The sequence below is a fragment of the Pelagibacterium halotolerans genome (genome assembly GCF_044811015.1).
Taxonomy (GTDB): Bacteria; Pseudomonadota; Alphaproteobacteria; order Rhizobiales; family Devosiaceae; genus Pelagibacterium; species Pelagibacterium halotolerans_A.
The window spans coordinates 918720-942727 of record NZ_CP085243.1; the positions used below are offsets into that span (position 1 = coordinate 918720).

Below are 24008 nucleotides of genomic sequence, written 5' to 3' on the forward strand. Positions count from 1 at the left end.
AAGGAGACTCATATGCCTGATTTCTTCTACCTGATTCCGGTATCACTCCTCCTGGGCGGGCTCGGTCTGGCCGTGTTCCTCTGGACACTCAAATCGCACCAGTATGACGACCTCGACGGCGCAGCCGAACGTATCCTGTTCGATGACCAGCCGGCAGGCGGCGAGGACCGCGCAACGCGTCGCTAGCCCGGATTTCTCACACTGGCTACGCCCTGCGTCGGATTTTGGCGAGTCGCATACGGGTGCGGAGCGAAAAAGCGTATTGTCCATACGCTTTTCTCGCGCCGTGCCCGGAGGCGGCCGCCAAAATCCGACCCGAAGGGCTGGTTGAAAGTGGCGACAGTGTGCGCCGGAGAGCTTGCACGTATGTCCAATACGCACGGCGCTCTCCGGCTACCCTGACGCCACTTTGAACCAGCGCAGGGCATAGCCAGTGTGAGAAGTCCGGGCTAGCCCAGCTCAAATGTGGTGATGCCGAAGACGCCGGAAATGTCGGTTTCCGGCGCCGTCCCCTTGTACATACGGGCGGTTTCGAAGACCTGCTGCATGCCAAAGCGTTCGGCCAACTCGAGCGCGGCCGTATTGGCTGCCGGGACGTCGAGAAATATGGGTGCGTCGGGTTCGGCGGTCTCCGCCAGCGCCGCGAGAAGGGTCTCGGCGATTTCCGGTGTGTCGGCGAAAAGCGGGCCGATCTTGTAGCCTTCGATGCAGGCGCGGATGGTGCCATAACCGGTGAGGCGGCCATCGGTTTCGGCGATCAGGGTCCGCCTGCGCGTGCCCTCGGGCGGCAATGTCCAAGCCGTGATGAAAGCCGTCCGGTCTTGGGGAAAGAACCTACGGTCGTAGTGCCGGAGTGTTTCGATATCGCCGTGACGAATGGGCCGGAAGCGTTGCGCGCCGGATGCTTCGAACGCACGCGAAAGCGCGGTGAACCGTATGTTGCGGCCCGCATAGACGAAACCGGATTTGCGGTAGTTATCCTGCTGCGCGACGACCCCATCGAGCCCGATAATGCGGCCGGCGAGGTGTGCAAGCCCGGCGCTCCAGGTTTTGAGCCCCAGTCCTTTGCCGCGATGCGGCTCGCGGACGATGTAGAAGCCGAGAAAGCCGAAGGTTTCGCCGTAACGCACGACCGAGATCGAAGAGACCGGCTCACCGCCGAGATAGCCGATCAGAAAACCCTCCGGGTCAGCGGCGTGAAAGGCTGCGAGGTCGTCGGGGCCAGGATTCCAGCCTTCGGCTGCTGCCCAATCGATTGCGACCTGAAACTCTTCGATGGTCGCTGGGCGAACTTCGAAATCCTCTTTCATACAGCAGACATAGCAGAGCGCCCCCGCGATGGCATCCCGCGCGCGACCGTCTCACACAGCCCCACCGCAGCGGCGACGCCGTCGATGACAGGGACACCGAAACGCTCGGACATATCGTCGGCAAGGCCGGCCATACCGGCGCAGCCGAGAACGATGCTATCGCATTCGTCCTCACGCAGCGCGGCTGCGATGGTGTCAGCGATAGCTTCAATCGAGGCCTGCCGGTCGGTCTCGAGCGCCAGAACGGGCACGCCCGAGGCGCGCACGCGCGCGCAGCGTTTGGCGAGGCCGTAACGCTCCAGATTGCCCTCGAGGACAGGGACAGAAATCTGCAGCGTGGTAACGACGGAAAATCGCATGCCCATGACGCTCCCCGCGAGATAGCCCGCCTCACCGATACCGATCACCGGAACACGGGCGCGGCGGCGCAGCTCCCAAAGGCCGGTGTCGTCGAAACAGGCGATGATCACGGCGTCGTGGGAATGCGTGGCGACTTCCTTGTCGAACAGGGCGAAGAGCCCCGGTAGAGCCGCTTCGCCATCGGCCGCCCCTTGGATCGCTGCCGGGCCGTCGGGCGGGTTGAGTGCAACGATCTCGGTATTGCCGCGTGCCGCGAGCCGGGCTTCGCTCGCGATCGAGGCGGTCATTTCGGCGGTCGAGTTGGGATTGATAAGAAGGATACGCAAAGAACTACACCATTCCCTTTCCGGCGTCGGAGCCCTGCTGGGTCCGGCGGCGGCCGAGGATCAGGAAGGCCACCAGGGCCACGCCTATGACGATGAAAGAGAAGGCTGTTGTGAGCGTACCGAGCGCGAAGATGACCGGCGTCGTGACGTTGGTCGTCATGCCGTAGATTTCGAGCGGCAGCGTGTTGTAGCTGCCCGCCGTGAGGAGCGTTCGGGCGAATTCGTCGTAGCTGAGGGTGAAACCAAACAATGCGACACCGATCAGCGAGGGGGCAATGATCGGGAGCACGACGAAGCGAAACGTCTGCCACGGCGATGCGCCAAGGTCGCGAGCGGCTTCCTCATAGCTTTTGTCGAAGCGGTTGAAGACGGCGAACATGATCAGGAGCCCGAAAGGCAGCGTCCAGGTGAGTTGGGAACCATAGCCCGAAGTCGCCCAATGCACGGACAGCCCGGACTGGCTGAAGATCAGCCCCACGCCCAGCGATACGAGGATCGAAGGGATCACGAGCGAGGCGATGACGAGATAAAACAGCAACCCCGAGCCCGCGAATTTCTTGCGAAAGGCAAGCCCGCCCATGATCGAGACGACGACCGTCGTCACCATAACCATCAACCCGAGGATGAGGCTCCGCGAAAAGCTGCCCCAGATGTCGCCGACGGCCTGCTGTTGGAAAAGTTCGGCGAACCAGTGCAGCGAGACGCCGCGCATAGGGAATGTGAGCCCACCGCCCTCGCCCTGGAAGCTAAGGATGCCGATGGTGATTGTCGGGCCATAGAGGAACAGGATGAAAAGCGCGAATACGGTCGCGAGAATGTAGAAGCTCAAGGGGCGTTTGCCGTCCATGGTCAGAGCTCCTTCCGGATATCGACGAACCGCAGCAGGATACCGATGACGATCAGAACGGTGATGAGCAGCACCACCGCGGTCGCCGCCGCCGAGGGGTACTGCAGGAGCGCGATGTCGTTGGAAATGAGACGCCCCACATTGGCCGATTGCGAGCCGGACATGAAGCGCACGGTGATGAAATCGCCCATCACGAGCGTCACGACGAAGATCGAACCGATGACGATCCCGGGCTTGGCGAGGGGAATGATGACGTTAGTAAGCGTCTGGAAGCCCGAGGCACCATTGTCATACGCAGCCTCAATCAGGCTTTTGTCGATGCGCATCATGGTGTTGAAGATCGGCACCACCATGAAGAGCGTATAAAGGTGCACGAACGCCAGGATCACCGAGAAATCGGAAAAGAGCAGCCATTCGAGCGGCTCGTCGATGACGCCCATCGAGATCAGCGCGGAATTGGCAACGCCGTTGCGCCCCAGGAACGGGATCCAGGAAATCATGCGGATGATGTTCGAGGTCCAGAACGGGATGGTGCACAGGAGGAAGAGCACGACCTGCCAAGTGAGGCTCCGGACGTGGAACGCCAGGAAATAGGCGACGGTGAACCCGAGGGTCAGCGTGATCGCCCATGTTATGACCGCGTATTTGGCGGTGTTCAAAAACACCGTATAGGTGACCCGCGACGACAGCAGGAATTCGTAGTTGTCGAACAGGAATGCCGGATAGATCGAAAACTCGGTAGCGCCCCAGAAGCTGACGATGACGATCATCACGATCGGCAGCACCAGAAAGCCCACCAGTACGAGCGTCAGAGGCGACGCGAGGAGCCAGGCTATGGCTGCCTCGGGCAGCGATTTTCGGGATTGAGCGTGCATGTCCGTTCCGCGGTTTGAGCCGAAATGGGTGCCCCGCGTACGAGGCACCCTCGCGCTGTGTGTCAGGACGCGATGAATTCGTTCCACTTGCGAACCATGTACTGGTTCTCGTCCATGACCGAATTCCAGCAGGCGACGGACCCCATGCGGTCGTAGAAGGAACCGCCATCGCGGACTTCGCCGGCACTGGCGAGCTTGTCACCGAAGGGGCTCAAGATATCGTCGGTGGCTGCCTTGCCCTCGAACCAGTAGCCCCATTCGTTATTGGACATGTAGTCCTGGGCGTTCCAGGGGACGGCCGAATAATAGCCCTGGCGCATCAGGAAGGCGCCAACCCAGCCGGCGAGGTAGTAATTGATGTACTCATAGGCCGCGTCGAGCTCGAGACCGGAGAGGTTCTTGGAGAGGCCGAGGCCCCCGCCCCAGGAGCGGTAGCCTTCCTTCAGGGGCTGATAGACGCAGGGAATACCGCGCGACTTGACGGCCGTGATCGCAGGCGACCACATGGACTGGATGACGACCTCGCCGGACGCCATCAGGTTGACGCTCTCGTCGAAAGTCTTCCAGAAGCTGCGGAACTGGCCGGCCTGCTTGGCCTCGGTGAAGATCGCGATCGTCTTGTCGATCTCCTCGCGGGTCATGTTGCCCTTGTCGCCATAGGTGATCTCGCCCATGGCTTCGCAGACCATGGCCATATCCATGATGCCGATCGACGAGATGTCGAGGATCGAGGCCTTGCCCCGGAATTCGGGGTTCAGGAGCTCAGTCCAGCTTTCGATGGGACGACCGATGAGGTCGGGCCGGATGCCGAGGGTATCGGCATTGTAGATCGTCGGGATCAGTGTCATCCAGCCGCTTTCCTCAGCAACGAAATCGGTCCCTCCGGGGCCTGAGGTAAAGCCGACCGTGTGCGGTGCAGTACCTTGGGCGATTTCGGAATCCGGGGTCAGCTTGCCGTCACGGAAGATACCGACGATCCTGTCGTAATTGGTGATCCGCGAGGTATCCATGGCCTGCAGGTTACCCGTGGGCCAGACCTTCTTGCAGATCCAGTATTCGATGTCGGCAATATCGAAGCTCTCGGGCTGGGTGGCGGCGCGCTGGGTGACGGCGTCGGAATCGAGCGCGGTCATCTCAAGCGTGAAGCCGAGATCTTCCTTCACCTTCTGGGCGACCTCGTTGAGGTTCGAGACGCCGGTGCCGAACTGCCGCAGCGTAACGTTCTTGATGTTCTGCGCCCAGATGGTTGGGAAGCCGGTGATGGCGCCCGAGCCGGCGGCGACGCCGAGCGCGGCAGCGCCGCCTTTAAGGAAGCCGCGGCGGTCGACGCCGCCCTTGGCCGGTTTGGTCGTCTTGTCAGGTGTGTCAGTCATATTTCCCTCGCCTTTGGTTTTTCAAGGTCTCGTCCGGGGGCCTCCGCCTACCCGGCAAGCTGATGTTCGTCGGCGGCGTCCCAGGAAAGGGAAACATCATCGCCGAGCGAAAACGGATCGGAATAGAATGCCGCGTCGGGCATGAGCGCGACGATGTCGCCCGCCAACCCTGCGTCAAGCGTAAGTTTGACCGTGGCGCCCAGATATTCGACACCGGAAATCCTTGCCCCGAGCGCACCCGCGCCGCGCTTGACCGCAATCCGGTCAGCGCGCACCGCCACGGAGCCCTGGTCCGTCGCAAGGATATTATGTCCGCCCATGAAGCGGGCGACGAATTCGTTGCGCGGGGCGTCGAACACCTCGCGCGGCGTTCCGGCCTGCTGGATCGTCGCGTCGTTCATAACGATCACGAGGTCGGCAAGTGCGAGCGCTTCATCCTGGCTGTGGGTGACATGAATGAACGTGATGCCGAGCCGGCGCTGGAAGCCCTTGAGTTCGGATCGCATCCGCTCACGCAGGAACGGATCGAGCGCTGAAAGCGGCTCGTCGAGAAGGAGGATCTGCGGATCGGTAACGAGCGCGCGAGCCAATGCCACGCGCTGCTGCTGGCCGCCCGAAAGCTGGCTCGGAAGCCGGTCGGCACGGGCGCTCATATCGACGAGTTCGAGCAATTCCCCTGCCCGCGCGCGCCGCTCGGTCTTGCCGACGCCCTTCATCTTGAGGCTAAAGGCAACGTTGTCGATAACGCTTAAGTGCGGAAAGAGCGCGTAGCTCTGGAACATCATCGCGGTGCCGCGTCTGGCTGGCGCCGCCTCGGTGATGTTCTGGCCCGAGAGGATGACATCTCCGGACGTGACCGTTTCATGGCCTGCGATCATGCGCAGGGTCGAGGACTTGCCGCAGCCCGACGGCCCCAGGAGACAACAATAGGTACCCTGGGGAACCTCCAGATCAATCGCGGCGACGGCAGTGGCATCTCCGTAGCGTTTGGTAAGGGCAACGAGTTCCAGATCTCCGGTGGCCATGACATTCCTTTGGCATTACGTCACGAGGATCAGCAGCAATCGCCATGCCAAACGCGGCGGGAGGGAAGAAATTGCGCCTAACTCACTGTAACGAAATTATTTTCTCACTCAGTATCGACACGGATGCCATATCGGCGAGTTGGCACCCTGCCTATCGCTTGTGCATCTGCACACGAAAAATGCACATATCGTATACAACAATCAAGATGCTTGTATCGTATTTGCGGATACACTAGAGCTTGAAACAGAGATCGGAAACGGAGCGAACGATGCCTTCGGAAACGGCAGCACCGATGCACACCACATCGCGAAGCACGGCTGTTTATTCGGGCATCCGCGATGCCATTTTGCGGCACGCTTTGGCGCCCGGCATGAAGCTCTCCGAGGATGAGCTGGGCGGCATTTACGGCGTTAGCCGCACCATAGTCCGCTCGGCGCTCCAGAATCTGGCCAGCGACCGCCTCGTCGTCCTCGAACCCAACAGGGGCGCATTTGTCGCCAAGCCGACGACGCGCGAGGCACGCGAGGTATTCGAGGCGCGGGCGCTATTGGAGCCCAAGGTCGCAGCGATGGCAGCAGAGGCCGCGAAGCCCAAAGACGCCCAGCGGTTGCGCACGCATATCGAACGGGAACACGCCGCGACCCGGGCGGGGAAAGATGGCGAAGCCCTGGTGCTATCGGCGAAATTCCATATCGGTATTGCCGAGATCGCGGGGCACTCCATTTACACCGAATTCGTCCGCGACCTATGCTCGCGCTCGTCGCTGATCATCGCACTTTACTGGAAGCGCCGGGACACGACATGTGAAAGCCACGCCCACACGGCTCTCGTCGAGGCCATCGCGGATCATCGACCCAAGGACGCGGCCGAGTTGATGACCAGCCATTTGGTGGACTTGCTCTCCGGCCTCGACTTGTCTCAGAAGCTGCAAGGCCAGGTGAGTCTGGCGGAGGCATTGCGCAGCCAGTAAGGCCGGCAATTATCCTCTGATCCATTCCGCCCGCATCAAGCCCCGCACCGAATTGCCTAGATAAATCGCGTCGGCGCCTTCCAAATCCTTCAAGGTAAGCGCGGCTTCCCTCGCGCGACCGGTTTCGAGCAGGTCCGCACGCAATGTGCCGGGCAGGATGCCCGCGGAGAGCGGCGGGGTCAGTAACATACCGCCGCGCTCGATGAAGACCGATGTGATCGAGCCTTCCGATACTTCATCCCGTTCGTTGAGGAACACGACCTCGTCAACGCCCAGCGCGGCCTGAGCGGTCTGGCGCGGGATGTCATAGAATGCACGGCTGGTGGTTTTGTGGGCCTGCCAGAGGTTTTGCGAGTCGAGCCGCTCGGACGCGATCGCAAACCGGAACGCCGGAGCGTCCTTCGTGGGCGCCGGGAGTTCGGAGACCGTAAGATCGAGACCGTCAGCTTCGTGCAAGGTCAAGCGGACCCTATAGCGATCCCCGGTGGCCGCCTGTGCCCATTCCTCGACGCGCTTGCGTATGGTCGCCTCATCGAACGCAATCGCGAAATAGCGGGCCGATGCGGCCATCCGGGCAATATGCCGGTCCAGAAGAAAAAAACCCTCCTCTCGCGTCCAAAGCATGGTTTCGATGAGACAGACGGGCTCGGCCTTGTCGGATAGAAACTGCATCTTGAGAAGCGCCTCTGCGTATTCGTTTTCGCAACGGCTGTCGGCCACGATGCCGCCGCCAATGCCGATTTCTCCCGCCCCATCCATGCCAACCACCAAAGTGCGGATGGCCACGTTGAGGCAAAAATCGCCATCGGGCGCAAACCAGCCGATCGATCCGGTGTAAAGCCCGCGCGCACCGGCCTCGACCTCGTCGATCACTTCCATCGCGCGGATCTTGGGCGCACCGGTGATCGAACCGCAGGGGAAAAGTCCGGCGATAATATCGCGCCGCGACAACCCGGGCTTTAGCCGCGCTTCGATCCCGGAGGTCATGGTGTGCAGATGCCGGTAGGTTTCAACCGTGAAGAGGTCCGTGACGTGCACCGAGCCGATTTCGGAAATCCGCGCCAGATCGTTGCGCAGAAGATCGACGATCATCAGGTTCTCCGCGCGGTTCTTGATATCGGTGGCCAGCGCCGCACGACCGGCGTCATCCTCGGCGAGCGAGAGCCCGCGCCTTGCCGTGCCCTTCATGGGGCGCGCCGCCAGCCTGTCGCCCGTCAGCGAGACGAAAAGCTCTGGCGAGCGCGAGAGGACCCAGTGGTCACCGGCATGAATCAGCGCGCCATAGGTGCTCGCCTGCTTGCGGCAGAGATCGCGATAGAGCGCAACGGGATCGCCCTCAAGCGCGAAGTCGGCCTTGAATGTCAGATTGACCTGATAAATGTCTCCTGCCGCGATGAGTTCTTTTGACCGTTCGAACGCATCGCGATAGGCGGCTTCGCTCACCCGTGGCACTATGGCTTCGGTCCTGGCCTCGTTCCCAGCGTGGGCGGCAAGCCATGCCTCCACCGACTGGGTATCCAGCTTTCGGGGAGCATCGAAAATGCCGAGCCATATCAGAGGTGTATCGCTGCGGCCGGGCAAGCGTTGCGCCAATCGCTCCTCGAATACAAACCCCAGCTCATAAGCGAAATATCCCGCCGCCCAGCGCCCGTCCGCTTGCAACGCCTCCAGCCGGTCGAGCGCGGCGACAGCTTCCTCGCGCGTATAAGCGGCAACGATCTCGCGGGGCTCCTCGAACAGCAGGTTAGCGGCGCCCGGGGAAAGGTTGTCGTTGAGCAGGACGGTGCCCGGCCGTAGTTCGTTTGCCAAAATAATCCGCCGCTGGAGCACTGTTTGTATCGATCCCAGCGCCGCTTCTACCGCGCTGTGTACCGACAGCCAAGGCCGCAGTTCGGGATTGGCATCCGTTAATTCGAAGCTGACAACAGTCGGCTTAAAAGTCATCGACATTTTACTATTTGACGCCACAGTTCATATGTCGCTTGCGAATTGGGTTAATCGCAGCGCCGGACGGTATTGGGGGCAATGAGCGTACTACGTCAGGTAAGAGGCCTTCTACGGCGCGAGGAGGCCGTCCAAAAACAGGCACCCGCGCGCGTCGTGCAGCGCGTGAAAGATGCGCCGGCCAATGCTGATATAGCCGCCGAACAGGAATTGGCATCGCTTTCCGGCGCGGTATGCGTATTGGAACTCGGCGACCTTGCCGACCGCGACGATGCCGACAGGCTCGATGACATCGCACGGTCGGTCATCGAGTGGCATATCTCGGATGCCGGCCGCGTGCGGCATCAAGGGCCGATGCGCTACTCTGTTCATTTTACCGAACTGGACGCCGAGCGCGCAAACATCAAACTCGACCAGATCGGCGATGCGCTGAGGGTGAGATTGCTCGAGGCGACCGGCGACACCGTTGATATCCGCATCAGCAGCCTGGCCGCCGCCGCGCCGAAAACCGCTGGCAAGCCGGAGGCCGTAAACGACTATGTCGCCACACTGTTCGGAGAGCTCGAAGCACGCCAGCTCGCACTGGCCCAGGAACACGAAGGCAAGCTGCGGGCGTTGCGCAAGGATGCCGCGGCGCTGTTCGTGCCTGCCTGGAACACACTCAGCGAAAAGACGGACATAAACCGGTGCGTGCTCGATTTCTCCCTCAGGTCCGCGGCGATCAAGCAAATCCGGTCCGCGGTCGACGAGGATGAACTGCAGGCCATTTATGCAGAATATGACCTCATGGTCCTCAAGAAGGGCCTTCTTGGGGTCTATAATGCGAAGCGCCAGCGGCACGCGCCAGACATCATAGTCCCCGTCACCATGTCCACTCTGGGCAACAATGAGCGCCGCACGCACTATCTCGAGCAGATCTGGAGCGCGCCGGAAGCCTACCGGCAAGCACTCATCGTGGAAGTCCTCGAGCCAAACGATCAGCCCGTTCACGAAGCGCTTGCGGAAACTGTTGCGACCCTTTCCGCGGTCCTCGTACGGGTCGTACTCGGGGTGGGAAAGGAGCGCTCGCTTTTGCGTGAAGCGCTTCAATCCCGCGTCTGGGGCGTGTCCGTCGAACTGGGATCGTCCCGCCGGCTCGCCGGAGATCAGGAAACATGGCTCAAAGGCGTCGGTGGTGTTTGCGGACGGGCCGGCCTTGTCGGACTTGCCCACGGTGTAACGACGATTGCGATTGCAAGCCGCGCGATGGAGTACGGCTTTCAATATCTCGATGGCAGTGCTGTCCATATGGCGCAAAGCCAGGTCCGGCCTGCCACGCGGCTCAAGCCCTTTCCCACGCGCGCGCAGTAAACCGGCAAGTTTGGCGTATCGGACATATTTAAGGCGGCGCCTGCCTGCTTCCCACCCAAAGACCGCCGTACTCTCCACGCAGCATGTGCTCAATGTCATTCTTGCACGGAGTACCGCCATGCTTGAGGTGGAAGTCATCGATCTTCACTATCGCCCGGATACCACGACCGTATCGTTCACTGCGAAAGTCACCGGGCTGGAAGGCACGACGACAGTGGCATCGTTTGCGCGAACGCGTGGCGGGGCGGTGGGAGTTGGCGATATCCACCGGCTTATAGAGCATAGAATCGCTGAGGTGCTCGAGCACCCGTCACCATCGGGCAAGCGCTACCGGCCTGCGAGCTGACGACGGCTCGATAGCCGCATTGAAAAAATCCGTGAACCTCTCGACGCGTTGTTCGTTATATCGAGACGGGGGCAAGTTTCGTTTTGCTTTCCGTGGAGCCGTTCGCCGACGTTTGCCCCCAAACGTCTGGCGGGCGGCTCTCTTATTGTAGCCTGCCAGTGCGACCTGCCCGCATCCTGCTGTAGAGATGCAGCAGCACTTTAGCAGCAAGCACGCTCGCTGCCAGGACGATGAAAACAAGGGAAACGCCAAAAATGCGAAACCCTCTTTCAATGACGAGTCCATTGGTATCGACGTAATCCCCAAGCACCGTCATGCTCAGAACATACAGTGCCAAACCGACGACAAGCAACGTCCCCGAAACCTTCATCAGCATGGATTGCTCTTTCGTTTGCTGCGTACTGCGAAGCCTCCGGGCGCTGTTGCACACCTCGGATTGAGCCTCTGCATTTTCTAAACACACCGGCTCCGGGAAAAATATCGGTCGAGTAAGGCGCCAACGTGGCGCGCCGGTCCTGGCTATGCCTGAAACGCCACCAGATGCGTTTCGACAAGATCGGAAACCAGCTCGTCGAAGCTGCCCTGCATTATGCCGTCGAGGCGCCCCTCGGCTGCCAACGCTGTTAATCCATAAATCCCTGCCCACAGCAGATGCGCCTGCCGCTGGGCGGCAGCAAGCGACCGCTTCGGCGCGTGGTCGGCAAAGCATTGGCCGATCATCGCCGTCAGGCGCCCAATATAGGCCTGGTACCATTCAGGCGCGGGCAGTGTCGCGTTGCGGCGGTATTCGAACAGCGCGTTCCAGGCATTGGAATTAGCCGAGATATATTCGAGATATTTGCGGGCATAGGCGTGCATTCTCTGGCGAGGTTCAAGGCCTTGCGGCACCTCGGCCAGCGCATCCCCCAGCCCGCGTAGCACGTCGCCGAGAGCGGCAAGCCGGATGTCCTCGATGGACGGGAACAGATTGTACAACGAACCCGGCAAAAGCCCCACGCGCTTTGCCAACGTCCGGGCCGATATCGCCCCCGGTCCCTCCTCCGCAATCATGGTCCGCGCCACATCCAGCACCCGGGCACGGGTGGCTTCGCGGTCAGCATCGCTGCGTCTTGCCATTGCGCTCCTTTCATGAACACTGTTCAAAATAAATCTTGACAGCCTTGGCGTGTCTCTTATTATGAACACCGTTCACGTAATGATGCAACTCGTTTTTGGACGCAAAACATATGGCCCGGGACGCCAATTCGATTTCCGAATATCTCGACACCCTGCGCGGCCGCATGCCGGTCGAGGACATTCGCGCCCGCCTGGCGCCAAAACCGTCCGAGCGTAAAGGTATCCGGCCATTTACCGATATCAGGCGTGAGAACGTCGAACGCACCTGGGATCAGCTTGAGGAAAGCGCGAGCACTCCGTCCAACGCGCGCCCGGCGCTCTTGGATCCCGAAACCCGGCGCGATCTCGACGCATATAGCGGCAATATCGAAACGCTCATCGGCACGGCGAAGGTTCCCATGGGAATCGCCGGACCGGTCCGGGTCAACGGCCTCAACGCGCAAGGTGAATATCACGTCCCGCTCGCGACATGCGAAGCGGCGCTTGTCGCTTCCTATCATCGCGGCATGCGCGCAGCGACCGCAGCGGGTGGCGTTACGGCGGCGGTGCTCACGCGCGGCGTCATGCGCTCTCCGGGCTTTGCGTTCGCCAATGAAATCTCGGCAGGCCTTTTCGTCGACTGGGTGCTACGCAACCGCGACATGCTTTTCGCGGCGGCCCAGGCGACGACCCGCCACGGCAGACTGACCGAGCTTTCGCCGCATATCGAAAACGAGGTCGTTTTCCTCTTGTGCCGCTACGATACCGCCGACGCGTCGGGGCAGAACATGTGCACCATCGCGACCGATGCGCTATGCAACGCCATTATTTCACACTGTCCTGTCCAGCCGGAGCACTGGTTCGTCGAGGCCAATTTTTCGTCCGACAAAAAGGCCTCGGCGCTCGCATTCCTCTCCGGGCGCGGCCGGAAGACGACGGCGAGCGTTGTGCTCGAGGAAGCCATCGTCAAACGCCATTTGCGGACGTCCATCGACCGGATGGACAAGTATGTGCGCATGTCCTCGCTTGGCGGCATCGTCTCGGGCACGATGGGCGTTCAGGGGCATTACGCCAACGCGCTTGCCGCAATTTTCATCGCCACGGGACAAGATGCTGCCTGCGTTGCCGAATGCGCCGTCGGCGTGACCCGGCTCGAGCGCAGCGAAGGCAGCATGCGGTTTTCCGTTACGCTGCCCAACCTGCTCGTGGGCACGGTCGGGGGCGGCACCGGCACACCGACGGCCCGTGCGGCGCTCGACATTCTGGGGCTCTATGGCGCCGGAAATGCCGACGCCTTCGCGGAAGTCGTTGCCGCCACCTGCCTTGCAGGCGAGCTTTCGATCATCGCGGCGCTCTCGTCGGGACAGTTCACCGGCGCGCATCACAAGCTTGCACGTACGCGTATTTCCGGAGAGGCACAATGAGTGCCGTCGAAACCGACGATCAACCGCTCCCGCAGCGTCTCTGGACCTATACAACCGAACGTTTTCCGCTCGCCGGCAATGGATTTCTGACGGCGCTGATGTGCGCGGGCTCCATCGCGCCACTCGGTTCCGAAGCCCCCCTCTGGAAGGTCGTACTGAGCGTTTTCGCCGTGCTACCGCTTTTCTTCATCATGCGGGTCGCTGACGAACACAAGGACTATCATGACGACCTCGTCTACCGCCCGGAGCGCGCCGTCCCGCGCGGACTGATTTCGCTTGGCGAATTACGAACGGTTGCCGCCGTGGCTGCGCTGGTGCCGCCGTCGTTGGCAATCTTCGTTTCTCCCAACACTATCGTTCCGCTCATTCTGGCGGTCGCGTGGATCGCCGCCATGTCGCTCGAATTCGGCGTCAAGAATTGGTTGCGGGCTCGCCCTGTGCTCTATCTCGTATCGCACATGCTGGCGATGCCGCTCCTAGCGCTTGTTGCAATCTCGTTCGCCGACCCTGCCCGGCTCCTATCGGGCCGTGTCGCCATTATCCTCCTTCTCGCCTTTGCTGCCGGGCTGGTTCTGGAAGTCGGACGCAAGCTCTGGGCGCCTTCGGAAGAACGCGAGGGCGTCGAGACCTATTCGAAACTCTGGGGCGTACGGACGGCGGCGATCGTCTGGCTTGTCGCTGCCGGCGCGGCGTTGATGCTCGGTGCCCTCGCTTCGGGTTATCATCCTGTCACACTTGGGGCCGCGCTCGTTGCCTTCATTGCGGCTACGCTTGCCGTTTTGCGCTACCTGCGCACGACGAATGCAACACGCGCCAAGCAAATGCGCTTTACCGCCGTCCTGGCCACGGCCCTCGCCTATGGCCTTGCCGTTCTCGGAGCGCCGATCCAATGACCACCGCATATCCCGCACTGGGCGGCAAAGCCGCCAATCTCATGCGTCTCAGCGCAATGGGATGGGCCGTTCCCGATTTCCATGTCATCCCCAGCGCCGATTTCAAGCAAACCGGCGAGATCGCGTCCGAGGCTATCGAAAGGCACCGCAAGGCTATGGCCGGGCTCGGTGGCGACATCTTCGCCGTGCGCTCGTCAGCAATCGATGAGGATGGCACAGACAATTCCTTTGCCGGGCAATTCCTTTCACTTCTCCACGTCAGCCGCAACGACCTCGAAGCGGCAGCGGCGAAGGTGTATCTCTCGGGGGCCAAAGCCTCGGTCGCAGCCTATCGCGCGCAGCGCGGAAGCGGCGAAAACGCGGCCCCCTCGGTCATCGTCCAGCGCATGATCGTGCCACTCGTGGCGGGGGTCGTCTTTTCGACCGACCCCGTCACCTCCCGTCCGGACCATATGGTTATCTCTGCCATCAGTGGCGTCGGCGAGGCGCTGATGGCCGGGACGGTGAACGGTTGGACCTATCTTGTCGACAGTCAGTCCGTCGAAGTGCTCGATACCACGCCTGGTGAAGGCGACGCACCGCTTTCGCCTGCCGACATCACCGCAATCGCCGACGCCGCGCGCAGGATCGCAGCTCAGATGGGCGCGGCGCAAGACATCGAATGGGCCATCGACGCCGACGGCCTGCACATCCTGCAATCGCGCCCCATCACCACCATCCAGACTGGAGCCTGGCGTATCTGGGACAACTCGAACATCGTCGAAAGCTATCCCGGCTGGGTTTCGCCGCTCACCTTCTCTTTCGCCCGTTCGGTCTATGCCCATGTCTACCGCCGCCTCCTCGCCAATCTTGGCGCTCCGAAGGCGGCCATCGCCGAGCGGCATGCGGCCTTCGAAGGATTGCTCGGGCGGTTCGAGGGCCGCGTCTACTACGAACTGGGCAATTGGCATCGCTTACTCTCAGCCCTGCCCGCCTACCGGCTCAACGCGAGGTTCATGGACCAGATGATGGGCGTGGATGAGCCGCTCCCCAAGGCCTTCACCGCGCCGCTCGAAGCTCAGGCTGGCACCGGCAGCCGCCTTGCCGCCGGTGTGCGAATGGCACGCGCGGGGTTCGGATTGGCGACGCGCTCCATGCTGTTGGGCAAGACGATCAAGCGGTTCCGCGCGCGCCTCGAGAGGGCACTCAACCAAGACGCTCTCGATTTTACGGTCGCCGACCTCGATGCGCTGGCCGCCCATTGGCGGGGGCTCGAACGCGACCTGCTCTCGCGCTGGGACGCGCCTCTTCTCAACGATCTATGCTGCATGATCGCCGTCGGGCTTGCCCGCAAGTGCCTCACGGACTGGGGTGGCGAACGCGGCGCGGCGATCTTCAACGACACGCTCATCGGCCAGGGTGAAATCGTCTCCGCCGAGCCACCCCAGCGCATCCGCGCCATGGCCGAATCCGTAAGCGGCAATCCTAAGCTCCTTGACGCCCTGCGCGCCCGCGACCTCGATGCCTTGCGCTCCGACCCTGCGTTTGCGGACCAGTTCGACGCCTATATCGAGAAATTCGGAGACCGCTGTGCCGCCGAACTCAAGCTCGAGAGCGCGACGCTCGAGGACGATCCGGCGCCGGTTCTGGACGCTGTTCTTGCGGCAGCGACGCGCCCGGCGCCGCGAGCAGAAACCGGGGCAGCGCGAATCACCGGCCCGCTTCTCCCCGGCAGGCCGGTACGGAGTGTCATTGCAGGTTGGCTTCTTGGCCTTGCCGCGCGGCGTGTTCGGGACCGCGAGAATTTGCGCTTCGACCGGACCCGCGTGTTCGGCCGCGTCCGCCGCATCGTCCGTGCCATGGGTGCGCGCCTGGCTGACGCCGGGACACTCGAACGGGCCGACGACGTCTTTTACCTCACGATCGATGAGCTCCAGGGCGGTGTCGAAGGCTGGGGCGTTTCCGCCAATCTTTCGGGGCTTGCCAAAAGCCGCCGCAAGCAGGCCGAAACCGAGCATGGCGCGTCTCTCCCCGACCGCTTCGAAACGCGCGGCGCCGTTGCCACTGCCACGCCCATCGTTCCGCGCAAACGCATAGCGGAGACAGGAGACCACCGCGCCGGTCTCGGATGTTCGGCAGGGCGTGTAACCGGGGTTGCACGGATCGTGCTCGATCCGGTCAGGGCCAGCGTCAACGCAGGTGAGATTCTCGTTGCCCGCAACACCGATCCGGGATGGATCGCATTGTTCGCCAATGCCGGTGCGGTCGTCGTCGAAAAGGGTTCCATCCTCTCGCACTCGGCCATTGTCGCACGCGAAATGGGTATTCCTTGCGTCGTCGGCATCAAGGCCGTCACCGATTGGATACCCGATGGTGCGACCATCGCAGTCGATGGCGGCGCGGGCACAGTGAGGATCATCCGATGAGCCAGGATATTTCCAGCCGCGCCCGCTTCGATCACGTGCGCTACGCGCAGGTATGGGAGGATGCCGACGTGCTCATGGCCGGCCTGCGCATCCGCCCCGGCGAGAGCGTTCTTTCGATCGGCTCGGCGGGCGATAACGCGCTGGCGTTGCTCACCGCCGATCCGGGCTCCGTCGTCGCGCTCGATCTCTCCAAACCGCAAATCATGTGCATTCTCCTGCGCGTCGCCGCCTATCGGACGCTCACCTATTCCGAACTCCTCGAACTCATGGGGTCGCGCTCGAGCACACGCCGCGGTGCTCTGCTCGACCGCGTTCTCAAGGCGTCTGGCGTAGACGAGCGCTGCGCCCAGTTCTGGGATAGCCAGCGTGAGGCCGTTGTCGCCTATGGCGTCGGCGGCGTGGGCAAATTCGAGCGTTATTTCCGGATATTCCGAGAGAAGGTGCTGCCGCTCGTTCACTCGGGCACCACTGTCGATGCACTGCTATGCGACCGCCCGCATGCGGATCGCGCCCGGTTCCACGATGCGCGCTGGAACAACTGGCGCTGGCGGCTGATGCTCAAGGCGTTCTTTTCCCGCGCCGTGATGGGCAGGTTGGGCCGGGACCCGGCCTTTTTCACCCACGCGGAAGGCTCGCTCCCGGATCAGGTCGCGGCGCGCACGCGCCATGCGCTTGTCGAACTCGAGCCCCACCGCAACCCCTATCTGCACTGGATCCTCAAGGGCCACCACGGCGCCGCACTTCCGCTTGCGCTGCGCGAAGAGCACTTCGTCACCATCCGCGCGCGCCTCGACAGGCTTGAGATCGCGCAATCGACACTCGAATCCTTCGCAGGACGCCGGTTCGATGCGTTCAATCTGTCCGACCTCTTCGAATATCTCGACCCTGCAGGCTTCGAAGCCCTCTATGGGGCGCTGCTCGATATGGCCAATCCGGGCGCGCGGCTGGTCTACTGGAACATGATGGCGCCACGCAGCGCACCGGTGAAATTCGAAGACCGCATTACGCGCGAAACGGCGCTCGCGAAACGCCTCCACGTCAGCGACAAGGCCTTTTTCTATTCCAACCTCGTCGTGGAACGCGTGCGATGACCGGCGTCGATCTCGTCACCGTCATCCTGTTCGCGGCACTGCTTGTCGCCGTTCTGCTGCTGGCCGACCGCGCGGGCAAGGCATTGAACCTGAGCGCCGAGGTGCGCCGCAAGATCGTTCATGTCGGGCTCGGCCTCTCGGTTCTCACCCTGCCGTTCCTGTTCGATACCGTCCTGCCAGTCATTCTCCTTTGTGGCGTCTCCATCGCGATCCTCATCGCCGCGCGCCGCAGCCCGCGCCTCGGTGCCGCGCTCCACGGTGTCGGCCGGACCTCCTGGGGCGAGGTCTACTTCGCCATTTCGGTCGCAGTGCTCTTTGTGTTGCAGGCCGTTGGAGGGCGCGCGCGGGATACGGCGCTCGACGTTGGGGCAGATCCGGCGATCTTTTTCGTCATTCCCATTGCCGTCATGACGCTGGCCGACACCGCTGCGGCACTGGCTGGGACGGAATACGGCAAGCGCATATTCCCGGTCGAAAAGGGCACGAAATCGCTCGAAGGTGCGGTGGCGTTCTTCGTTGTCACCTGGCTGGTTTCGATCATTTTGCTGCTGCTCTTCACCGATATCCCGCGCGATACGATCATCGCCCTGTCGGGCTTCGTTGCGCTCGTGGGCGCGACTATCGAGATCGAAAGCTGGGCCGGGCTCGACAACCTTTTCGTTCCTTTGGGCCTGCATGTCATTCTTGTGGCCATGGCCCCGGCTGGCCTCGTGCCAATCGTCGGCGTCGCAGCGCTCTATGCACTGGCTGTGGCGCTTGGCTTCCGCATCGCTCGCGCACAGGACGTAGAACAGCAACCCTTGCGCGCTGCCATTCTGCTCCTGGTCGTGGTCCTCCTCGCCTTCGACCCGCTCAGCGCCGCGCTTCTGGCCGTCGTCGTTTTCGCCACGATCATGGCCAACCGCATGGCCCGTCAGGTCGAGGCGTATGCCGATCTGCACGCCATCTTCGCGGTTATCGCCATAGGAATCTTCTGGATGGTCCTGGGCACCGTAACGGACCGGAACCTCATTCTCCATTTCACCCTGACGGTCACGGCCTATGGCGCGGGAATGGCTGCGCTGGCGCTCGTCCGCCACGCGCTCTGGCGCATTGCCGCGGTCGCAGCGTTTTCCGCCCTTGTCGCGACCCGGATCGCCATCGATCCTCTCGATCCCCCGGAGATGGCGCTGTTGCTGGTGTTTGCGCTCGGCGCCATCGTCTTGATTGCCGGCGCGTGTGTCCTCCGCCCTGCATCGTTCGCACGCCATCGGGCAGCAAAGCTGGCGACCCTCTCGCTGGCCGCATCCTTGCCCCCAGCCTTTTTCGGAGCCATCCAATGACCGAACAGCTTTCTCATGCGTCGGCAAGCTGCACGCTTCTGTGGATCGGCAACGAAGGCCGGATTTCCGATTTCCATGCCGAAACGCCCGCCGACGGGACCGCCCTGATCGCCACCGCCCTGCAGCGGCTGAGGGATATCGGATGCACACGGGTTCTCGCGCCCCTGGGACGGGACACCTGGAGCGCTTACCGGCTGGTCGTCGAAACCGACGGAACGCCCGCGTTTCCCGGCGAGCCGGACAACCCGCCATTTTTCGTCGAGTGTTTCGCCGCAAACGGGTTTTCCGCGGTTGCGCACTACGTCAGCACCATCGACATGGCTCCTGCGCCGCCAACGCGCCCTTGCCCTGCCGATCTCGTGATTGACGAATGGAACGCCGCTCGTCCCGAACAGGACCTCGCCGCCATCCACGCGATCGCCAATCAGGCATTCGCGGAGGCGCCCTATTTCGCGCCGATCGATCTTGAACGCTTCACGGCCATCCATCGCCCGCTTCTGTCATCTCTGCCCCCACGCTATTGCCTGCTTGGCCGCGATGCGGCAACGCGTGCCATCGTCTCTTGCCTTTTGGGATACCCAAGCGCCGCAGGTCTGATACTCAAATCGCTGATGGCCGTCCGTCCCGGCGCAGGCAGCGCTTTGGTCGATGCGTTTTATGCCCGCGCCATTGCCGACGGCTATCGCGCCGTCGTGCACGCGCTCATGCACGAGGACAACCGTTCGACCCGTATGAGCGCCAAACGCAACGCCTGCATTTTCCGGCGCTATGCGCTTTTCGGACGGTCCCTATGAGCAACGTTCTCGACCCGTTCATCGCCTCCTGCCGGCGCGCGCCGGACCGTGTCGCCCTCATCGACCGCGACGGCAGTGACATTACCTATCGCGCGCTTGAACGGCAGGCTTGCGCGCTGGCATCTCATTGGCGTTCGCGCGGGCTTGTACGCGGGCAGCGCGTGCTCGTTACCACGCCCGTATCGATCGGTCTCTATCGCAGCCTCATCGCCATCTGGATGGCCGGCTGCGAAGCGGTGTTCCCCGAGCCGTCGGCGGGGCTCAAAGGCCTGCGCCAAGCTTGCCGTCTTCTCTCCCCCTCCTCCGTGGTCGCGCCAAGAGCGTTTCGCTTTGCGCTCCCCTTCCTCGCCGGACACCGGATGCGTCCGCTTGCGCCCGATGCCGTTGGAGAGGACGCCTGCGCTCCGGAGCAACCGTCCGAAATCGCGCTCTATTCCTTCACCAGCGGCTCGACCGGCACCCCCAAATGCATCCCGCGCAGCCACCCGTTTCTTCTGGCCCAATCCGGTGCGGTATCGCGCCTTCTTGCCTCTCATAAACCGGAAACGGATCTGGTCTGGTTCCCGGTCTTCGTTCTGGCCTGCCTCGCCAACGGCGGAACCGCCGTTCTCGCCAACAGCGCGCTCAAACGTCCCGATAGCCCGGATACGGCCGCGCTCGCGGCGCAGTGTATCCGCCATGATGTAACCCGGCTTCTCGCGCCACCGTCGGTTGCCGTTTCCCTTGCCAGAGAAGCGCTGATGCCGCGCCTGGAAAAAGTCTTTACCGGCGGCGGGCCGGTCATGCCCGGTCATTTCCGGGCGATTGCCCGCTACGCCGAGGAAACCGTCGCGGTCTATGGCTCAACCGAAGCCGAACCCATCGCCACCGTCTCCTCACGCGACATCTCAGATGAGGTCTTATCGGCAATGTCCGGTGGAGCGGGTCTTCTCGCCGGTCAACCCGTCAGCGACCTGAGTATCCGCATTCGGGACGATGAGATTCAGGTGGCAGGCCCGCATGTCGTCCAGTCCTATCTGGACCCCGCCCAGAACGCGGAAAACAAAACCGCAGAAGACGGTATTGTCTGGCATCGCACGGGCGATGGCGGTCGCATCGACGAGGCGGGTCGCCTCTGGTTGCGCGGCAGACTCGCTGGACGTGTGGGCGGCCACTGGCCGTTTGAGGTCGAAGTCACCGCGCGTGCCTGGCCCGGCGTTACTGCTTGCGCGTTGACGCAACGCGACGGCCGCCCGCTTCTGGCTATCGAGGGCGAACAGCAATATCGGGACGTATGGCAAGAAAAGGCGTTGGCCATTGGCATGGACATCGTCACGGTTCCGTCCCTCCCCATGGACAGCCGGCACGCCTCCAAACTCGACTACCGCAAGCTCGCAAAAATAACGAAAGCCGCTGTGAAACGGCCGGGCCGTTAGAGCCCAACCGAAAACTCGAAAGAATGACGCTACCCCTCCAGCGCGCCAATCATCTCGACTCGCGTCCCGTGCCGGCCATCCAACTGCCGAGCCGTATCGCTAACAGCGGAATCGCTTGGCCGATTTCACCCTGCTGCAGATGCCCGGGAGCCAATCGAGAACACATTGTCATCCGCGGCGATGACGCTGAGCCGATGGGTAATTGCGAGGATGGTGACTTCGTCGCGAATGAGTCGTAGTCGGTCCATGATGTCCTTCTCGGTCTCGGCATCGAGCGCCGAACTCGCTTCGTCCAGAAGCAAGATGCCGGGATTGGCGTATAAGGCGCGGGCGATGGCGATGCGCTGGCGCTCGCCGCCTGAGAGTTTGAGCCCCCGCTCGCCAACCACGGTTTGGAAGCCGGCCTCAAGGCCTTCGACGAAGGTGAGGATCGCGGCGCGCTCGGCGGCGCGACGGAGACGGGCTTCGTCGAATGGGCGACCAAGGACGATGTTGGTGGCCAGTGTATCGTTCAAGAGAACAACGTCTTGTGGCACGGCGGCGACGTGGGCGAACCAGTCGGCGCGTGAAACGGCATTGAGATCGGTACCATCGATTGTGATCGTGCCGTGTGCAGGGTACATGGCCTTCAAGAGCAGCTTGAACAGCGTGGATTTGCCAGATCCAGTATCGCCTGTGATGTAAGTAATGGTACCGCGTCGAGCCGTGAAACTGACATCGGAGACACCGCGACCGTTGGGGTAGCGATAGGACACGCCGGTGAACGCGATGACACCTTCCGTTACCTCGAAGGCGCGGCCGGTTTCGGGCTCGTCGTGAGCTTCAGCCTGCCACATACGGGCAAAGGGCAGAAAGTTCGAATAGGATTGCGCAAATTGCTGGATCGCCTGGCCCATCATCTGGAAGGGAATGTTGAGCTGGAGAAGGAGGGTGTTGAACAACACAAGATCGCCAACAGTCAGCTCTCCGGCGGCAACGCGCGGCACCAGCAACCAAAGGGTAATGGCAAACTGCGCAGCCAGCGCCAACCCGAAGACGAAAGCGTAACGCACCTGGGTGAGCGCGTAGCGGCCGAAAGCTTCGAGCACCGTACGCTCCCGATCGGTGAACTGGCCGATCATCCAGCGGTCGGACTGGAACTGACGCAGCGTATCCATCGACGAGATCGCATTGCCGACGAAGCGCGAACTGGCTTGGGATTGTTCAATGGCTTTGTCCAGATGCGGGCGCGTTGCGGAGGAGGCTTGGGCGACGAGCGCCACATAGACGACGCCGTAACCCAAGACGATAAGCGCGATGTGGTAATCCAGCACGGCGCCAAGCAGACCCAAAGCGAGGATGAGTTGTGCCATGCTGGGAAGGATGGCTGCGAGTGCAAATTGGACGACGATATTGAGGGCACGGGCGCCCTTCTGCTGCGCGCTTTCGATCTCGGCAGGGTTGTGATCGAGGAAAAAGGCTGAGGTTTTGTCAACCAGCCGGGTGAAGAACGAGGTGGAGGTGACGAAGTTGAGGCTCTCGGAGGTCATGAAGGTCAAAAAACTCGACATGCGTTGGAACGCGTATGCAGCCCCCATCAGGACGGCATAGATCATGAAGCCCAAGAGAAGACCGGTAATGACCGAAGCCGACGTCAGCTCATCAATGAGACGCGAAAAGAGGTAGGGCGCACCAATGGTTGCGATGGTGCCCAGCATGGTCGTAACGAGCACGGCCAAAAGCGCCATCCGGGCGGTCTTGAGATAGCGCGAGAGAATCGTCTTCAGCGGCGGACCAATCAGGCCTAGATCGAATTTCACGTCGCCTCCTCCGCCGCAGGGGTAGAAAGCCTATGCGATTCGAATGGCGGAGACGACGTGGTGTGCGGGCCGCGCGATAGCGCATCCGCGTAGGCTAAGGCCGGTGTCAGGAACTCGACCATTGCCTCGGAATGGAGATACCGGCTCATCATCTCGGTCCCGATCCGGAAGCGCTCGTAGAGGTAGGTTCGTCCGTTGCGTTACCGCTCCTCGATGGTGCCAACCAGAGTGGAGGCCCGTTCATCGGGATGAAGACGCAGCAGCTCTGATACGCCACGACAGCCGGACGGCTGTGGGCAACGATTTCCATGTCTCTCCATCCCGCGCTATGTGTGCATAAAAAATACTGATGCACACATCAGTCGGGAGATATAATCCGGTAGTGCCGGCGCAAGTGGATCGTCAGTATTCCATGGCACCCTTGCCGGCGATGATCTTGTCACGGAATTTGGCGATGCGGGCGATGCGTGTTTCGGATTTCTTGGCGCCGTTGAGATTGAAAAGATAGCTCTTCTGCCGGCCGGGCGTCAGCGCATGGAACGCTTCGGCGAGCTCGGGGTCGGCGTCCATGGCGTCGATCAGCTCTTCGGGCATGTCGATCTCGGTTTTCTCACGCTCAGGCTTGATCCCCGCCTCGGCATACCCCTTGGCTTCCTCCAGATAGGCGCGGATGATGGGGTCTTTCTCAGCCACCTGGTCCGAGGCAGTGAACCGGATCATGTCGGGGTGCCTGGTGTTCTCGCCCTGGCGCGCGAGCACGCCTTCTGGGTCTTTCATGAGCGCGGCATTAAAGAAAGAGAGACGAAAATCGGTGCGGAAGGCACCTAGGATCGCGATGTTGCGCCCCGCATGCATATAGCAGGGATGGGCCCACTTCACCTCTTCGACAAGCCCCATGTCCCGGCAAATGGTCCGCAGCGCGTTGAGCCCATCGATCCACAGCCGTGTCGAGCACTCCGGGGTCGCAAACCGCGCGCAGCGGCCACAGCCGAGGGTAAAATAGTCTTCTATATCGGTGATCATCGCCATCGGGCCAGTTTAAG

Annotated in this window: 22 protein-coding genes; 11 read left to right on the forward strand and 11 right to left on the reverse strand. The window is 62.0% G+C overall.

Features of this window, described 5'->3' with window-relative positions:
* Window positions 1–12: 12 nt before the first annotated feature.
* Window positions 13–186: a cbb3-type cytochrome oxidase assembly protein CcoS gene (ccoS, locus tag LG281_RS04545; RefSeq protein ID WP_404404793.1), complete on the forward strand. Its 174-nt coding sequence runs from the start codon at window positions 13–15 to the stop codon at window positions 184–186.
* A 263-nt stretch (window positions 187–449) separates the two neighbouring features.
* Here ccoS and LG281_RS04550 read toward each other — a convergent pair whose 3' ends face one another.
* The 6 genes from LG281_RS04550 to LG281_RS04575 all read right to left on the reverse strand — a co-directional run bounded on the left by LG281_RS04550 (window position 450) and on the right by LG281_RS04575 (window position 6116).
* Window positions 450–1310: a GNAT family N-acetyltransferase gene (locus tag LG281_RS04550; RefSeq protein ID WP_404404795.1), complete on the reverse strand. Its 861-nt coding sequence runs from the start codon at window positions 1308–1310 to the stop codon at window positions 450–452.
* Window positions 1307–1996: an aspartate/glutamate racemase family protein gene (locus tag LG281_RS04555; RefSeq protein WP_404404797.1), complete on the reverse strand. Its 690-nt coding sequence runs from the start codon at window positions 1994–1996 to the stop codon at window positions 1307–1309. Before LG281_RS04555 ends, LG281_RS04550 begins: the two co-directional genes overlap by 4 nt.
* 4 nt (window positions 1997–2000) lie before the next feature.
* Window positions 2001–2843, reverse strand: a complete 843-nt coding sequence (locus LG281_RS04560) for an ABC transporter permease (protein ID WP_404404799.1) — start codon at window positions 2841–2843, stop codon at window positions 2001–2003.
* A 2-nt stretch (window positions 2844–2845) separates the two neighbouring features.
* Window positions 2846–3718, reverse strand: a complete 873-nt coding sequence (locus tag LG281_RS04565; protein WP_404404801.1) for an ABC transporter permease — start codon at window positions 3716–3718, stop codon at window positions 2846–2848.
* Between the two features lie 62 nt (window positions 3719–3780).
* Complete coding sequence (locus tag LG281_RS04570) at window positions 3781–5091, reverse strand: PotD/PotF family extracellular solute-binding protein (protein ID WP_404404803.1); 1311 nt, start codon at window positions 5089–5091, stop codon at window positions 3781–3783.
* 47 nt (window positions 5092–5138) lie between these two features.
* A complete protein-coding gene (locus LG281_RS04575; RefSeq protein ID WP_404404805.1) occupies window positions 5139–6116 on the reverse strand; it encodes an ABC transporter ATP-binding protein in 978 nt (325 codons plus the stop codon).
* A gap of 269 nt (window positions 6117–6385) precedes the next feature.
* Between LG281_RS04575 and LG281_RS04580 the strand changes: the two genes are divergently transcribed.
* On the forward strand, window positions 6386–7087 hold the full coding sequence (locus tag LG281_RS04580; protein WP_404404807.1) for a GntR family transcriptional regulator: 702 nt from the start codon (window positions 6386–6388) through the stop codon (window positions 7085–7087).
* A 9-nt stretch (window positions 7088–7096) separates the two neighbouring features.
* Here the strand turns inward: LG281_RS04580 and pabB are convergent, their stop codons facing one another.
* Window positions 7097–9037 carry an aminodeoxychorismate synthase component I gene (pabB, locus tag LG281_RS04585; RefSeq protein ID WP_404404809.1) on the reverse strand — a complete coding sequence of 647 codons (1941 nt, stop codon included), beginning with the start codon at window positions 9035–9037 and terminating at the stop codon, window positions 7097–7099.
* A 75-nt stretch (window positions 9038–9112) separates the two neighbouring features.
* Here pabB and LG281_RS04590 point away from each other — a divergent pair, with 75 nt between their 5' ends.
* Window positions 9113–10381 carry a hypothetical protein gene (locus LG281_RS04590; RefSeq protein WP_404404811.1) on the forward strand — a complete coding sequence of 423 codons (1269 nt, stop codon included), beginning with the start codon at window positions 9113–9115 and terminating at the stop codon, window positions 10379–10381.
* Between the two features lie 118 nt (window positions 10382–10499).
* Window positions 10500–10727, forward strand: a complete 228-nt coding sequence (locus LG281_RS04595) for a hypothetical protein (RefSeq protein WP_404404813.1) — start codon at window positions 10500–10502, stop codon at window positions 10725–10727.
* 142 nt (window positions 10728–10869) lie between these two features.
* On the opposite strand, the gene LG281_RS04600 is transcribed toward LG281_RS04595, so the two are convergent.
* Together LG281_RS04600 and LG281_RS04605 are read right to left on the reverse strand one after the other, a co-directional pair.
* Window positions 10870–11103 carry a hypothetical protein gene (locus tag LG281_RS04600; protein ID WP_404404815.1) on the reverse strand — a complete coding sequence of 78 codons (234 nt, stop codon included), beginning with the start codon at window positions 11101–11103 and terminating at the stop codon, window positions 10870–10872.
* Window positions 11104–11246: 143 nt separating this feature from the next.
* Window positions 11247–11843, reverse strand: a complete 597-nt coding sequence (locus LG281_RS04605; RefSeq protein ID WP_404404817.1) for a TetR/AcrR family transcriptional regulator — start codon at window positions 11841–11843, stop codon at window positions 11247–11249.
* 110 nt (window positions 11844–11953) lie between these two features.
* Between LG281_RS04605 and LG281_RS04610 the strand changes: the two genes are divergently transcribed.
* From LG281_RS04610 to LG281_RS04640, 7 genes are read left to right on the forward strand one after another with little or no spacing between them, the layout of a single operon-like run.
* The gene (locus LG281_RS04610) at window positions 11954–13246 is read left to right on the forward strand and encodes a hypothetical protein (protein WP_404404819.1); all 1293 of its coding nucleotides are present in this window, start codon (window positions 11954–11956) and stop codon (window positions 13244–13246) included.
* A complete protein-coding gene (locus LG281_RS04615) occupies window positions 13243–14139 on the forward strand; it encodes a hypothetical protein (protein WP_404404821.1) in 897 nt (298 codons plus the stop codon). The genes LG281_RS04610 and LG281_RS04615 overlap by 4 nt, the downstream gene beginning before the upstream one ends.
* Window positions 14136–16544, forward strand: a complete 2409-nt coding sequence (locus LG281_RS04620) for a PEP/pyruvate-binding domain-containing protein (protein ID WP_404404823.1) — start codon at window positions 14136–14138, stop codon at window positions 16542–16544. The genes LG281_RS04615 and LG281_RS04620 overlap by 4 nt, the downstream gene beginning before the upstream one ends.
* A complete protein-coding gene (locus LG281_RS04625) occupies window positions 16541–17635 on the forward strand; it encodes a DUF3419 family protein (RefSeq protein WP_404404825.1) in 1095 nt (364 codons plus the stop codon). Before LG281_RS04620 ends, LG281_RS04625 begins: the two co-directional genes overlap by 4 nt.
* Window positions 17632–18957: a hypothetical protein gene (locus LG281_RS04630; protein ID WP_404404827.1), complete on the forward strand. Its 1326-nt coding sequence runs from the start codon at window positions 17632–17634 to the stop codon at window positions 18955–18957. Before LG281_RS04625 ends, LG281_RS04630 begins: the two co-directional genes overlap by 4 nt.
* Complete coding sequence (locus LG281_RS04635) at window positions 18954–19751, forward strand: hypothetical protein (protein WP_404404829.1); 798 nt, start codon at window positions 18954–18956, stop codon at window positions 19749–19751. Before LG281_RS04630 ends, LG281_RS04635 begins: the two co-directional genes overlap by 4 nt.
* Window positions 19748–21166: an AMP-binding protein gene (locus tag LG281_RS04640; protein WP_404404831.1), complete on the forward strand. Its 1419-nt coding sequence runs from the start codon at window positions 19748–19750 to the stop codon at window positions 21164–21166. The genes LG281_RS04635 and LG281_RS04640 overlap by 4 nt, the downstream gene beginning before the upstream one ends.
* Window positions 21167–21291: 125 nt before the next feature.
* Here LG281_RS04640 and LG281_RS04645 read toward each other — a convergent pair whose 3' ends face one another.
* Window positions 21292–22965, reverse strand: coding sequence for an ABC transporter ATP-binding protein (locus LG281_RS04645; RefSeq protein WP_404404833.1), 1674 nt, complete (start codon window positions 22963–22965; stop codon window positions 21292–21294).
* A 402-nt stretch (window positions 22966–23367) separates the two neighbouring features.
* Window positions 23368–23988: a YdeI family protein gene (locus tag LG281_RS04650; RefSeq protein ID WP_404404835.1), complete on the reverse strand. Its 621-nt coding sequence runs from the start codon at window positions 23986–23988 to the stop codon at window positions 23368–23370.
* Window positions 23989–24008: the final 20 nt, after the last annotated feature.